The following is a 13,769-nucleotide window of genomic DNA, read 5'->3' on the forward strand; positions in this document are numbered from 1 at the left end:
CGCCCCACAGCGGACCGACCCCGAAGCAGACCGACCCGTAGAGCAGGACCGGCCCCACCGGACCGGACAGGAGGTGACGACAGTGGCGGAGTACGAGGAACTGCGCGTCCGCGTACGCGAACTCGGCGGCGGCCGCTACCTGGTGGCGGCGAACGGCCCGTCGTCGGCCGCGGACGTCATCGAGCTGAAGGGCGGTACGGCGGCCGCTGCGGAACTGCGGGCGGCGTACGAGAGCCTCATCCGGATCGAGCTGGCGGAGGCTCCCACCGGTGACATCCCCGTCGCCACCCGGTTGCTGAACCTCGGGCGTGCGGTCTTCGAAATGCTGCTCACCCGGCCGCTGTTCGACTGCGTCCTGGAGGCACAGGACCGGGCGCAGCGGCAGCGGCCGCAGCGGCTGCTCCGGCTGAGTTTCAGCCTGCCGCGCACGCTGAGCGACCTGCCTGTCGAGACGGTGACGACGCCGGCGTCCCATCCGCAGCAGGCGCTGGCGCTCCACCACAACCTGTCCGTCGTCCGTTCGCTCGACGGAGACTCGCCCGGCGCCCGCCTTCCGGACGCCGCCGCCGAACCGGAGCAGATCCGGCTCCTGGTGGCCGACGCCTCGCCGTCCGGCTGCGGACTGCGGCCCGTACAGAGCGGGCCGGAGTTCGCCGAGCTGGAACGGCTGGCGTCCGGGCCCGCGTTCGAGCTGAAGCCACTGCACCGCGCGACGCGCGGGGACCTGCAGAGGGAGCTGCTGGCGTGCGCCGACCAGCCCACGATTCTGCTGCTGATGGCGCGCGGCGAGTACGACGACACCGCAAGCGAGGGCGTCGTCTATCTGGAGACCGAGGACCACTCCTGCGACCGGATCACGGGCCGGCTGCTGAGCGGAATGCTGCTCCAGGCGCGGCAGTTGCGGCTCGTCGTGCTCAACCTGTGCTCGGGGGCCGAGAGTACGGAGTCGGAACCGTTCTCCGGCCTGGCCCAGGCGCTCGTCGGGCAGGGCATGCCCGCGGTGGTGGCCATGCAGGGGAGGATCAGCGAGAAGGCGTCCGCGCGCTTCAGCCCGGCGCTGCTGCGGGGCGTCGCGGCGAACATGACCGTCGACGAGTCGGTCGCACAGGCCCGCCGGAACATCGCCAACGTGCCCGGCCACACCGAGATCGAGTGGGCGACGCCGGCGCTGTTCCTGCACGGCGAGTACCGGCACGGCTGGCTGTTCAAGGCACGCGAGATCCGCGACCCCGGCGAGTACGACGATCCGCTGCGGGTCGGCGCGGAGGCGCTGCGCGACTACGAGGGCCAGTCGCACCACGTGTCGCCCGCCGGGATGCTGGCCGCCGTACGGCACCTGCGGCTCGGCGGCGCGTGGGAGCGGGTGCTGCGGATGACCGAACACGGCATTCCGCAGTACGCCGACGAATGTGACTGGCTGAGCGACGAGGCCCGGGCCGAACTCGCCTGGCCGCACGTCGAGTCGCTGTGCCGCGCGCTCGCGTCGGACGGCGATCCGGACGCCGCGGACAGGCTCCTCGAAGCGCTGCGCCGGAAGCTGCCCGAAGCCGGGGTCACGGAGTGCCTGGAGGGAGAGGTACGGCAGCTGCGGCGCCTCTCCGAGACGGCATCGCGCGCCGCGCGCGCGGAGGACGACGGGGACTGGGACGGCGCGCTCCGGCACTACGACGAGATCCTCGCCGTACGGCCGCACGGCTTCCACGACGTGGCCGCACGGCGCGCCGCCGTGTGCGAGGAACGCCGGCTGGCCGAGGTGTACGCGGCGGCCGAACGGCACCGTACGGAGGGCGATTGGCGCGAGGCGGCGAGCGGCTACGCATCGGCCGCCGCGAGCCGCCCGTCCGGGTACCGGGACGCTGCTGAACTGGCCGCGTACGCGGAGGGGCGCGCGGCGGAGGCGGAGGGCGACTGGGCGTGTGCGGTGGCGGCGTACGGGCGCTGCCCGGGGGTGGCGGGCGATGCGCGCGGCGTTGCGGGCGACGCGGGTACGGCGGACAGCGAAGCCGAGGGCGCGCGTACGGCGGACAGCGCCGGGGCAGGCGGGGGCGCGGACCTCGCGGACGCGGCGGCGCGGTACGCGTACGCGAGCGCCTGTGCGGCGGCCGAACGCGGTGACTGGCCCGCCGCGCGCGACGCCTTCGCCGCCGCACACGAACGGGGCATCCCGGAGGACGGCTGGTCCCACTACGCGGAGGGGCGCGTCGCCGAGGGGGCCACCGACTGGCCGGCGGCGACGACGGCGTACGCGGCGGCCGACGGCACCGGGGACGCGCCGGAACGCCTCCGGTACGCGCGGGCCCGCGCCGCGGCGGACGCCGCCGACTGGCCGGCGGCCCTCACCGACCTCCAGGCGCTGGCGGCGGACGGCTCCGGTGCGGACGGAGCTGTCGGCCGCCCGGACGAGACGGACGTGGACACGGACGGGGACGCGGACGGGGACGCGGACGGGGACGCGGACGGCGACGCGGACGGCGACCGCGAGGCCGACGTCCGTACGTGGCTCGAGCGCGCCCGTACGGAAGTGCACGCGCAGGCCGTGGCCGCCGCGGGCAGCGGCCACTGGGCGCGGGCGGCGGCACTGTACGCGGCACTGCCCGCACCGGCCGACGGCGCGGGCAGCACGGACGAGGCCTCCGGAGCCGCCCGCTACGCGGAGGGCCGCGTAGCGGAGGAGACCGCCGACTGGCGGCGCGCTGTCGCGGCGTACGACGGCAACACGCACGCCGACGCCCCCGCTCGCCTCGCCTACGCGCTCGGCCGCCGCTGCGAGGAGACGCGCGAGTGGCAGCAGGCGCGCGCCCACTTCGCCGAACTGCCCTCCCGGATGCTCGATGTCGCCGACCGGCTGCTGTACGTGGCGGGCCGCGACGCCGACGAACGGGCCGACTGGCACGGGGTCATCGACGGTTTCGGCAGGCTGCCCGACACGTTCGACGGCGGCGAGGTCGGCGCGCGGCGCCTCTTCGCACGCGCGCGGCTGGCCGAGGAACGGGGCGACTGGGGCTCGGTCCTGGGCCTGCTCGCGGACGTCGAGGACGGCGAGCGCGGCGGTGCGGTCGGCGTACTGCGCCGCAAGGCGGCGGGCCGCTGGGCCGAGGAGGCGGGCGACTGGACGGCGGCCCGCGAGCACTACGGACCGGCCGCACCGTCCGAACCGGAGCTCTCGCGGCTGTTCCACTACGCGCGCGCCCGCGAGCACGAGTTGGGCGGCGACTGGACGGGGGCGCTGGAGGCGTACCGCGAACTCCCCGACGGGCACACCGACGTCGTACCGCGCCGCGCCTACGCGCGCGCCCGGCTGACCGAAGAGGCGGCGGCCGACGAGGCGGGCTGGCGGCGCGCGGGGGAGGCGTACGAGAAGCTGCCCGCGGACCTCGAGGACGTGCCGTACAGAGCGCGATACGCGCGGGCCCGGCAGGCGGAGGAGGCGGGGGACTGGACGGCCGCGCTGAAGGCCGGCGGGGCGCTGGGCGACCACAGGGACGCCGCGGGGCTGTGCGCGTACGCGCGCGGCAGGCTGGCGGAGAGCGCACAACAGTGGGAGGCGGCGGCACAGGCGTACAGCGCGTGCCTCCAGCGCCAGGACGCCGCCGCACGCTGCGCGTACGCGCGCGCCCGTGTGCTGGAGGCGCAGGGCAAGTGGAGCGCGGCGATCGACGCGTATGGCACGGCGCTCACGGAGCCTGACGACGAGGCCGAGGCCGGGGTTGAGTCAGAGCCCGGGTCCGAGTCCGAGGCCGCACCCGACGGTGACGCGAGCGGCGCACAGGACGGTGCCGCGCGCACCGCCCCGGACGGCGCCGCACGCGGTGTGAGGGACAGCGCGCGCACGCGGCGGGAGCGGCTGTGCGCGCTGCGGGAGCAGCTGCCGTGGGCCGACGGGCTGGCGACCGCCGTCCTGGTGGCCGACCCGTCCGCGCTGCGCGATCCGACCTTCCCGTATCTGGCGCTGCGCGACGCGGGCATCGCGCCGGGCTCGTCGGCGGACACGGTGAAGAACGCGCCGTTCGCGCTCATGGAGAACGGCGGCATGGGCCGCCAGGAGCGCATGGCGCTGGACCAGCTCCGGCTTCCGGCGCGCAGGCTGCAACTGGACGCGCTCCTGTACCCGTTGTACGACCCGCAGGCGCTCGCCCGCGCCCTGGCGCGTCTCGCCGCACCGGAAGGCGCCCCCGACGGTACGGGCCCGGACGGCCACGGCCACGACCATGACCACGGCCATGACCACGGCGCGGACGGCGCCGCGCTCCTCGACCGGCTCTGCCGCGAACTGCCCGAAGACGCGCCGCTGCTCGTCCTCCTGGCGCGCGGCCGCGAGGAGGCCGTCGAGGTGTGGGAGGAGCGGCTGCGTGCCGCGCCCGGCGACATGGACACCGTGCAGGCCCTCGCCGTCGCGCGGTTCTGGGAGGCGCAGGAGCTCGAGGACTCCGGCGCCTGGGAACACGCCGAACAGGCGTGGGAGCGTGCCATCGCGTACTGGGCGACCCTCCTCACCGACGACGGCCACTGGACGCGCTGGCGGCGGGCCCGCGCGACCTGCTACGAGCACGCCGTCGCGCCCGAGGCCGTCGCGCAGCTGCGCTGGGAGCTGAGCCGCGATCTCTTCGACCGGCTGTCCGCGTACGCCGAACGGCACGCGGCACAGGGCCGCGCGGAGCACGTACGGACGCACCAGGCGCTCATCAACAGCTGGGAGATCGAGCTGGACAGCGCCCGCGAGCTGAGGGAGGCGGGCGGACTGCCGCTGCCGTCCCCGTACCCGGGCACGGGCAGGGGCAGGGGCGCGGGCACGGCCGCCGGTACGGAAGCGCAGCCAGGGGCGGGCGCCGGCCAAGCCGCCGCAACGGGCACGGGCCTGGCGCCTATACCCACCTGACGCTTGCCACCGAAGCCTACAGAGAGATACGCGGGTGCCCCCGTCGCTGTAACAAAAAAAAACAAAGCGCCACCCCTGGTGTGCGGTGGGTGCGGCGGGCGGGGCCTGCGCGCCGGGCGCGGCTGGTACGCCGGGCGCGGCGGCGAGCCGGCGGTGCGGGCCCGCCTGCGTGGGGACGGGGCGCGGCGGGCGGTCCGCGTACAGCAGGCAGGCGTGCAGCCGGTCCGCGGTGGTCGGCGGGCCGGGGTGCAGCAGGTAGATGCCGGGCAACGGCATCTGCCACGGCCCACCGGGCCTGCACCGCGCATCGGCCTCGGCGGGCGACACGCCGTGCTCGCGCAGCGCACGGCTGTTGAGGACGCGGAGCGGCGCGTCGTTGAGATGGCTCAGGGGACGGGGAGAGAGCGGGGTGTCGTACGTCATGCCCCGGTCGATGCCCAATTGTGGGGCGTGTGCTACCCGTTGTTACAGGGCCGTCGAAAAACGAGGACAACTCTGCCCTAAAGTACGGCAGTTCGATTCCCGCCCCTGGGTCACTTGCGGTCGCCACATCAAGCCCGTCCGGCGTTTGAGGACAGACTGGGGTGGCCGCGGCCGGTGGCTGGTCAGCTGCGTGGCCGACGCGTCGGTGTTCCGTGGCCGGGGGCCGTCCTCAAGCGCCGTACGGGCTGGATGTGGTGCGGGTTCACCGCGCCGCGCGGGCCGCCTCAAGCGCCGGACGGGCTGGAGGGCAGGCGTGGGGGCGTGGCTTACGGCGACGCCAAGGCGTCGCAGCGCTGCGCCGACAGCGCGCGCGACAGGTCGTCGCGCGACTCCAGGACCAGGCGGCGCAGCGCCGGCGCCGCGTCCTGGTGGGACGCCAGCCACCGGTCCGTCGCGTCCAGCGTCGCCTGGTCCCCCTGCAGCGACGGGTACAGCCCGCGGACGACCGCCATCGCGATCTCGATGGAGCGGGTCCGCCACACCTCCTCCAGCGCCTCGAAGTACCGCGGCGCGTACGGCGCGATCAGCTCCCGCTGACGCTCGCCCGGCTGCCCGAAGCCCGAAATCGTCGCCTCCACCAGCGCGTTGGACAGCCGGTCGGAGCCGACCACCGCGTCCCACGCCTCCGCCTTGACGGCGGCGGACGGCCGTGCGGCGAGGCAGCGGGTCTGGTGCCGCCGCCCGGAGGCCGTGTCGTCGCGCCGCAGCTCCTCGTCCAGTACGGCCTCGTCGGCCTCCCCCTGCGCCGCCAGCGGCAGCAGGAAGGTCCACCGCAGCTCCTGGTCGACGTCCAGCCCGTCGATGCGCGCGGTGCCCGCGAGCAGCCCGCGCAGGAGTTGCAGGTCGTGTGCGCTGTGCGCGACCGTCGCGAAGAACCGGGCCCACGCCAGCTGGTGCCCGCTGCCGGGCGCGGCCAGCCGCAGTCCGCTCAGCGCGCCCTCGGCCAGTTCGCGGGCGGTCTGCTCGCGCGCCGCGGGGGCGGTGTAGTGCACCTGCGCCGTACGGGCCCACGCGTGCAGCATCTGCAGTACGCCGATGTCCGTCTCGTCGCCCGCGAAGCGCAGGACGAGCGCGAGGAAGTCGCGGGCGGGCATCAGCCCGTCGCGGGTCAGGTTCCACAGCGCCGACCAGCACAGGGCGCGGGCCAGGGGGTCGGTGAGCTCGCCGAGGTGCTCGCGGAGGGTGGCCAGCGAGAGCTCGTCGAAGCGGATCTTGCAGTACGTGAGGTCCTCGTCGTTGAGCAGGATCAGCTCGGGCCGTTCCGCTCCTGCCAGCTCCGGTACGGCCGTACGCGGCCCGGTGACGTCCACCTCCGCGCGCGCGTAGCGCTCCAGCGCGCCGCCCGCCGACTCCCGGCGGTAGAGGCCGACGGCGATCCGGTGCGGGCGCAGCACCGGGTGTGCGTCCGGGGCCTCCTGGAGGACGGCGAGCTCCGTGACGCGGCCCTCGGCGTCGTAAGTGGCGTGCGGGGTGAGGGCGTTGACGCCGGCGGTCTGGAGCCACGCCTTGGACCACTCGCCCATGTCGCGCCCGGAGGTCTCCTCCAGGACGGACAGCAGGTGGCCGAGGCGCGTGTTGCCCCAGGCGTGCTGCTTGAAGTAGCGGCGGGCGCCCTCCAGGAAGGCGTCGCGGCCGACGTAGGCGACGAGTTGCTTGAGTACGGAGGCGCCCTTGGCGTACGTGATGCCGTCGAAGTTGAGCTTGGCGTCCTCGAGGTCGTGGATGTCGGCGGTGATGGGGTGGGTGGAGGGCAGCTGGTCGGCGCGGTACGCCCAGGACTTACGGCGGTTGGCGAAGGTGATCCAGCCGTCCCGGAAGCGGGTGGCCTCGACCAGCGACAGCGCTCCCATGAAGTCCGCGAAGGACTCCTTGAGCCACAGGTCGTCCCACCACTCCATGGTCACCAGGTCGCCGAACCACATGTGCGCCATCTCGTGCAGGATGACGTTCGCGCGGCCCTCGTACGACGCCTCGGTGACCCGGCCGCGGAAGACGAACTCCTCGCGGAACGTGACGCACCCGGGGTTCTCCATCGCGCCGATGTTGTACTCGGGCACGAACGCCTGGTCGTACTTCCCGAACGGGTACGGGTAGTCGAAGTGGTCGTGGAAGAAGTCCAGGCCCTGCTTGGTGATGCGGAAGATGTCCTCGTGGTCGAAGTGCCGCGCGAGGCCCTTGCGGCACAGGGCGCCGAGTGGGATGTCCAGTGAGGTGCCGTCGTCGAGGGTGCGCGAGTAGCGGTCGGTGACGTAGTGGTACGGGCCTGCGACGACCGCCGTGATGTACGTGGAGATGGGCTGGGTGCGGGCGAAGCGCCACACCGCGGCGTCTCCGTCGGCGGGCGCGGGTGCGCCCTCCTGGGCGCCGTTGCCGAGCACCGTCCAGTGCGCGGGCGCGGTCACGGTGAAGGTGAACGGGGCCTTGAGGTCGGGCTGTTCGAAGTTCGCGAAGACGCGGCGCGCGTCGGCGGGCTCGTACTGCGTGTAGAGGTAGACCTCGCCGTCCTCCGGGTCCACGAAGTGGTGCAGGCCCTCGCCCGTACGGCTGTAGGCGCAGCGCGCGTCGACGGTCAGCTCGTTCTCGGCGGCGAGGCCGTCGAGGGCGATACGGGTGCCGTCGAAGGCGGTGTCGGCGTTCAGGCCGCGGCCGTTGAGGGTCACCGAGTGCACGGAGGGCGCCACCAGGTCGACGAAGCTGGACGCGCCGGGCTCCGCGCAGCGGAACCGGATGGTCGTGGTGGACCGGAAGGTGCGCTCCGCGCCGTCGGGTACCGGTGCCAGCGCGGACCGCAGGTCCAGCGCCACGTCGTACCCGTCGACGGACAGCAGCTCCGCCCGCCGGCGGGCCTCGTCGCGGGTCAGATTCTCACCGGGCACAACGGACTCCTCGTCTCGGATAGCGAACGCCGTCGGGTCAGCATCGCATGTCAGGACGGCCGGGCACACTGGGGAATGGTCCGGTGCGCGGGCACGTTCCCCCGTCGTACGCGGTGCCGCCGGCCATGCCGACCGCTGTGCCGACCGAATGTGTGAGGAGATCCGAGGACATGTCCGAGAAGACCCCCGTCGACTTCTGGTTCGATCCCGTCTGCCCGTGGGCCTGGCTCACCTCCCGCTGGATGCTGGAAGTGGAGAAGGTGCGGGACGTCGAGGTCCGGTGGCACGTGATGAGCCTCGCGGTGCTCAACGAGGACCGGCTGGACGAGATGCCCGAGCAGTACCGCGAGCTGATGAAGACCGCGTGGGGTCCCGTACGGGTCTGCATCGCGGCCGAGCAGCAGCACGGCAGCGAGGTCCTCGGCCCGCTCTACACCGCGCTCGGCACCCGCCTGCACAACCGTCGCGAGGAGCGCTCCCGCGACCTGATCGCCGCCGCCCTGGCGGACGCCGGGCTCCCCGCGGAGCTGCTGGACGCGGCGGACTCCGACGCGTACGACAAGGAGCTGCGTGCCTCGCACAAGGCGGGCATCGACCTGGTCGGGCAGGAGGTCGGCACCCCGGTCATCGCCGTGCCCGGCGCGGACGGGCGGCAGATCGCGTTCTTCGGCCCCGTGGTCACCCCCGCGCCGAAGGGCGAGGCGGCGGCGCGGCTGTGGGACGGCACGCTGCTGGTGGCGGGGACGCCGGGGTTCTACGAGCTGAAGCGCACGCGGGACGCGGAGCCGCAGTTCGATTGATTGAACGGGCGTGGAACGGCCCCTGTGTGTCACGTCCACACAGGGGCCGTCCCCTTTCCCCGCCTGCCGGGTGAACGGTGAGAAGACGGTCACGAGGCAGACGCGCACGCGGCAGGAGGCCGCCCGTACGCCGTTACGGCGCCAGCAGCAGGTTGTTCGCCCGCTGCTTCGCGGCGAGGTAGCGCCTGTTGACGTCCTGCCAGTCCACGACCCGCCACATGGCCTCGACGAAGTCGACCTTCTGGTTGCGGTACTGGAGATAGAACGCGTGCTCCCACGCGTCGAAGACGAGGATCGGCACGGAGCCCTGGCCGACGTTCCCCTGGTGGTCGTAGACCTGCTCCACCACGAGCCGTTCGCTGACCGGCTCGTACGCCAGCACGCCCCAGCCCGAACCCTGCGTGGTGGCGGCCGCCTTGGACATCTGGGCCTTGAAGCGGGCGAAGCCGCCGAACGACTCGGCGATCGCGTCGGCCAGTTCGCCGGTGCCGTCCTGCTCCAGCGGCTCGCCGCCGCCGTCGCCGGACATGTTGCGCCAGTAGATGGTGTGCAGGATGTGGCCGGACAGATGGAAGGCCAGGCTCTTCTCGAGGCCGTTGATGGAGCCCCACTGGTCCGTCTCGCGCGCCTCCTCGAGCTGCTCGAGGGTGTCGTTCGCGCCCTTCACGTACGCCGCGTGGTGCTTGTCATGGTGCAGCTCGATGATCTCGCCGCTGATGACCGGCTCCAGGGACGCGTAGTCGTACGGGAGCTCCGGCAGTGAGTAGGTCGCCATGCTTGTTTCCCTCCGGGCCTTATTGCAAGTTACTTGCAAGAGGACGCTACCAGCAAGAGGGCATGTGAAAGCGGGGCGGCCCCTCCGTCGAGGGGCCGCCCCGCCTGGTCGGCAGTGCTGCCGCGAGACCCGTGAAGAGCCTGGTGAGAAGGTTACGAACGGCGGCCGGGCAGCCGCTGCCGGACGATGCCGACGACCGAAAGAGCCACCGCGAGCCCCGCCGTCGAGAACAGCTGCGTGCGCGTGTCGTCCTCGCGCAGCATCAGCAGCAGCACCGCCGCCATGCCGGCGAGCGCCACCCAGGTCAGCACCGGGAACGCCCACATCCGTACGACCAGCCGCTCCGGCGACTCCCGCTCCAGCCTGCGCCGTGTCCGCAGCTGCGCCACCGCGATGAAGCCCCAGACGACGAGGACGGCGGCGCCCACCATGTTCAGCAGCCAGCTGAAGACGGTGTCGGGCCACCAGTAGCTGAGCAGCACGGCGCAGAAGCCGAAGAAGGAGGAGGCGAGGACCGTACGGCGCGGCACGCCGCCGGTCACCTTCGCGAACAGCGCCGGGCCCTCGCCGCGGGCCACCAGGGAGTACGACATGCGGGACGCGCCGTAGATGTTCGCGTTCATGGCGGACAGCAGGGCCAGCAGCACCACCACGTCCATCACGTCGCCCGCGCCCGCGACCCCGAGGGTGTCCAGCGCGGCGGCGTACGGGCCGCCCGCGACCGCCTTGTCGTGCCACGGCACCAGCGTGACGATCACCAGCATCGAGCCGACGTAGAAGAGGGCGATGCGCCACATCGCCGTACGCACCGCCTTGGCCACCCCGCGCACCGGGTTCTCCGACTCGGCCGCGGCGATCGTCACCGTCTCCAGACCGCCGTACGCGAAGACCGACGCGAGCAGGCCGACGATCAGCCCGTCGGTGCCGTTCGGGAAGAAGCCGCCGTCGCCGGTGAGATGGGAGGTGCCGGGGGAGTCGGTGCCGGGCAGGAGGCCGGCGATGGCGAGGACGCCGAGGGTCAGGAACGCCGCGATGGCGACGATCTTGATGAGGGCGAACCAGAACTCGTACTCGCCGTAGTTCCGCACCGCGGTCAGGTTCGTGCCGCAGAACATCAGCATGAACAGGGCGACCCACAGCCACGACTCCGTGCCGGGGAACCAGCTCGTCATGATGTCGGCGGCACCGATCGCCTCGACGGCGACGGCCACGCAGAGCAGGCCCCAGAAGATCCAGCCGACGGTGAAGCCCGCCCACGGGCCGATGGCCCGCTCCGCGTGCACGGAGAACGAGCCGGAGGCCGGGTTGGCCGCGGACATCTCGCCGAGCATCCGCATCACGAGCATGACCAGCAGGCCGGAGGCCGCGTACGCGAGGACGATCGACGGCCCCGCGGCGGCGATGCCCGCGCCGGAGCCCACGAACAGCCCGGCGCCGATGACACCGCCGAGCGCGATCATGGACAGGTGGCGCTGCTTGAGGCCGTGCGTCAGGGCGTCGGGCGCGACCGCCTGTTCGGCGGACCGCCGTTCCGTATCCGTCATGGAGGTGCCGTTCCGTGGAGAGTGGGGGGGCATGGCAGGTGGGGGGAGCGACGGAATGGATCATTCCAGCAGCGGCCAGTGTCAGGGGAGCGGCCGGATACGGCAACACGGTGTGAGCGACGCCACCCCGTCCCACCTGCCACCCGTCCCGAGCGCCGGCCGTTTCCCGGCCCGCGGCGCCGTATGCCCGGGGACACTGTCGCGAAACTCACGCGGAGATCGCCATCGCGTTCGGCTAGCGTCGGAAGGTCCGTCCAAGTCCCGTCCCCGCGTACCGGAGTTCCGATGAGTTTTTCCGCCTCCACCGTCCGCCCCGGCGCCGTTCTCGCCGACGTACTCCCCGCCTCCAGCGCCGGCCGCGCGCGCGTCCGCGACACCGTCCTGGTGCTCGGCGGCGCCGCGCTGACCGGCGTCGCCGCGCAGATCGCCGTACCCGTGCCGGGCTCACCGGTGCCCGTGACCGGGCAGACCTTCGCCGCGCTGCTGGTCGGCGCCTCGCTGGGCGCGCGCCGCGGCCTGCTGTCGATGGCGCTGTACGCGGTGGCGGGCGTCGCCGGGATGCCGTGGTTCTCGGAGGGCGCGTCCGGCGCCGCGATGCCGTCGTTCGGCTACATCCTCGGCATGCTCCTCGCGGCCACCGTCGTCGGCGCCCTGGCGCGGCGCGGCGGCGACCGCGGCATGCTCCGTACGGCCGGCACGATGGCGGCGGGGATGGCCGTCACGTACGCGGTGGGCGTGCCGTACCTCGCGGTGGCCGCCGACCTGACGGCCGGCGAGGCGATCGCGGACGGGCTCGTGCCGTTCCTGGTGGGCGACGCGCTCAAGGCGGCGCTGGCGATGGGGGCCCTGCCCGCGGCCTGGAAGCTCGTCGGCGACAAGTCGTAGGCGGCGATTGTGGTCACAGCCGCGGCCGCAGCCGCAGCCGTGTCCGGCGCCGTGTCCGGCGGTGTCTAGACTGCGCGCATGCGCGTCTACCTCGGCTCCGATCACGCCGGCTACGAACTCAAGAACCACCTCGTCGAGTGGCTGAAGTCGGCGGGCCACGAGCCCGTCGACTGCGGCCCGCACGTCTACGACGCCCAGGACGACTACCCGCCCTTCTGCCTCCGCGCCGCCGAACGCACGGTCGCGGACGGCGAGTCCCTGGGCATCGTCATCGGCGGCTCCGGCAATGGCGAGCAGATCGCCGCGAACAAGGTCAAGGGCGCCCGCTGCGTCCTCGCCTGGAGCGAGGAGACCGCCGCGCTCGGACGGGAGCACAACGACGCCAATCTCGTCAGCGTCGGCGCCCGCATGCACACCACGGACGAGGCCGTGGCGTTCGTACGGACCTTCCTCGACACCCCGTACTCCGGCGAGGACCGGCACTCGCGGCGCGTCGGCATGCTCACCGCGTACGAGAACACCGGCGAACTCCCGGCGCTGCCCGGCGAATCCGCCTGAGGTCCGGTCTGTGCCCGAAGGCCACACGATCCACCGGCTGGCCGCCGACCTCGGCGAGCGCTTCGGCGGCCGTACGGTCCGCGCGTACAGCCCGCAGGGCAAGTTCTCGGACGGCGCCGCGCTGCTCGACGGCCGCGTGCTGCGCGGCGCGGACGCGCACGGCAAGCACCTGTTCCTGGACTTCGACGCGGCCGGCTGGACGCACATCCACCTGGGGCTGTACGGCACGTTCCGCTTCGGTACGGGCCCGGCGCCCGCGCCCGTGGGGCAGGTACGGCTGCGGCTGGCCACGCCGGACGCGTACGCGGACCTGCGGGGGCCCACGCGCTGCCAGTTGATCACCGCGGAGGAGAAGGCGGCGGTGCACGGGCGGCTGGGCCCGGACCCGCTGCGGGCCGCGTCCGACCCCGACGCGGCGTGGGCGCGCGTCTCCCGCAGCCGTACGTCGATCGCGGCGCTGCTGCTGGACCAGAAGATCGTCGCGGGCGTCGGCAACGTGTACCGCGCGGAGGTCCTCTTCCGGCACGGCATCGACCCGTACCGCGCGGGCCGCGACCTCAGCCGCCGCGAATGGGACGCCGTGTGGACCGACTTGGCCGCCCTGATGCGTACGGGCGTGCGCAGCAACCGCATCGACACGGTGCGGCCGGAACACATGCCGGAGGCTATGGGACGCGCGCCGCGGGTGGACGACCACGGGGGTGAGGTGTACGTCTACCGGCGTGCGGCGATGGGGTGCCACGTGTGTGGCGGCGAGATCCGCACCGCCGTTCTCGCCGCCCGCAACCTCTTCTGGTGCCCGCACTGCCAACCACTCGGCCCGTCGGCCGCCTGAGTACGGCCCTCAGCCACATCCAGCCTGTCCGGCGCCCGTTCCCGGGCCGCGGTTGAGGGCGAACCTCAGCCAACTCAAGCCCGTCCGGCGTTTGAGGACAGCCCTCAGCCCGCGCCGAGCGGCTGCCGCCGGTGACG

Annotated in this window: 8 protein-coding genes; 5 read left to right on the plus strand and 3 right to left on the minus strand. The window is 73.4% G+C overall.

All coding sequences use genetic code 11. The annotated features are described in order from the left end of the window. Positions 1-82 precede the first annotated feature (82 nt). Complete coding sequence (locus tag DVA86_RS33300; RefSeq protein ID WP_208883883.1) at positions 83-4,876, plus strand: CHAT domain-containing protein; 4,794 nt, start codon at positions 83-85, stop codon at positions 4,874-4,876. 749 nt (positions 4,877-5,625) lie between these two features. On the opposite strand, the gene pepN is transcribed toward DVA86_RS33300, so the two are convergent. Beyond that, on the minus strand, positions 5,626-8,235 hold the full coding sequence (gene pepN, locus DVA86_RS33305; RefSeq protein ID WP_208883884.1) for an aminopeptidase N: 2,610 nt from the start codon (positions 8,233-8,235) through the stop codon (positions 5,626-5,628). A gap of 170 nt (positions 8,236-8,405) precedes the next feature. On the opposite strand from pepN, the gene DVA86_RS33310 reads away from it, so the two are divergent. Further along, complete coding sequence (locus tag DVA86_RS33310; RefSeq protein WP_208883886.1) at positions 8,406-9,035, plus strand: DsbA family protein; 630 nt, start codon at positions 8,406-8,408, stop codon at positions 9,033-9,035. Between the two features lie 133 nt (positions 9,036-9,168). Here the strand turns inward: DVA86_RS33310 and DVA86_RS33315 are convergent, their stop codons facing one another. Beyond that, entirely contained in the window at positions 9,169-9,810 is a 642-nt protein-coding gene (locus tag DVA86_RS33315; protein ID WP_208883888.1) for a superoxide dismutase, read from the minus strand. 152 nt (positions 9,811-9,962) lie between these two features. Further along, on the minus strand, positions 9,963-11,354 hold the full coding sequence (locus DVA86_RS33320; RefSeq protein WP_208883889.1) for an amino acid permease: 1,392 nt from the start codon (positions 11,352-11,354) through the stop codon (positions 9,963-9,965). 285 nt (positions 11,355-11,639) lie between these two features. On the opposite strand from DVA86_RS33320, the gene DVA86_RS33325 reads away from it, so the two are divergent. The 3 genes from DVA86_RS33325 (at position 11,640) to DVA86_RS33335 (ending at position 13,632) form a co-directional block, all read left to right on the plus strand. Continuing rightward, complete coding sequence (locus tag DVA86_RS33325; protein ID WP_208883891.1) at positions 11,640-12,239, plus strand: biotin transporter BioY; 600 nt, start codon at positions 11,640-11,642, stop codon at positions 12,237-12,239. 78 nt (positions 12,240-12,317) lie between these two features. Next, entirely contained in the window at positions 12,318-12,797 is a 480-nt protein-coding gene (locus DVA86_RS33330) for a ribose-5-phosphate isomerase (protein WP_208883893.1), read from the plus strand. 10 nt (positions 12,798-12,807) lie between these two features. Further along, positions 12,808-13,632 (plus strand): Fpg/Nei family DNA glycosylase, encoded by an 825-nt coding sequence (locus DVA86_RS33335; RefSeq protein ID WP_208883894.1) that lies wholly within the window; start codon positions 12,808-12,810, stop codon positions 13,630-13,632. Positions 13,633-13,769 lie beyond the last annotated feature (137 nt).

The organism is Streptomyces armeniacus, from assembly GCF_003355155.1.
Classification (GTDB): Bacteria; Actinomycetota; Actinomycetes; order Streptomycetales; family Streptomycetaceae; genus Streptomyces; species Streptomyces armeniacus.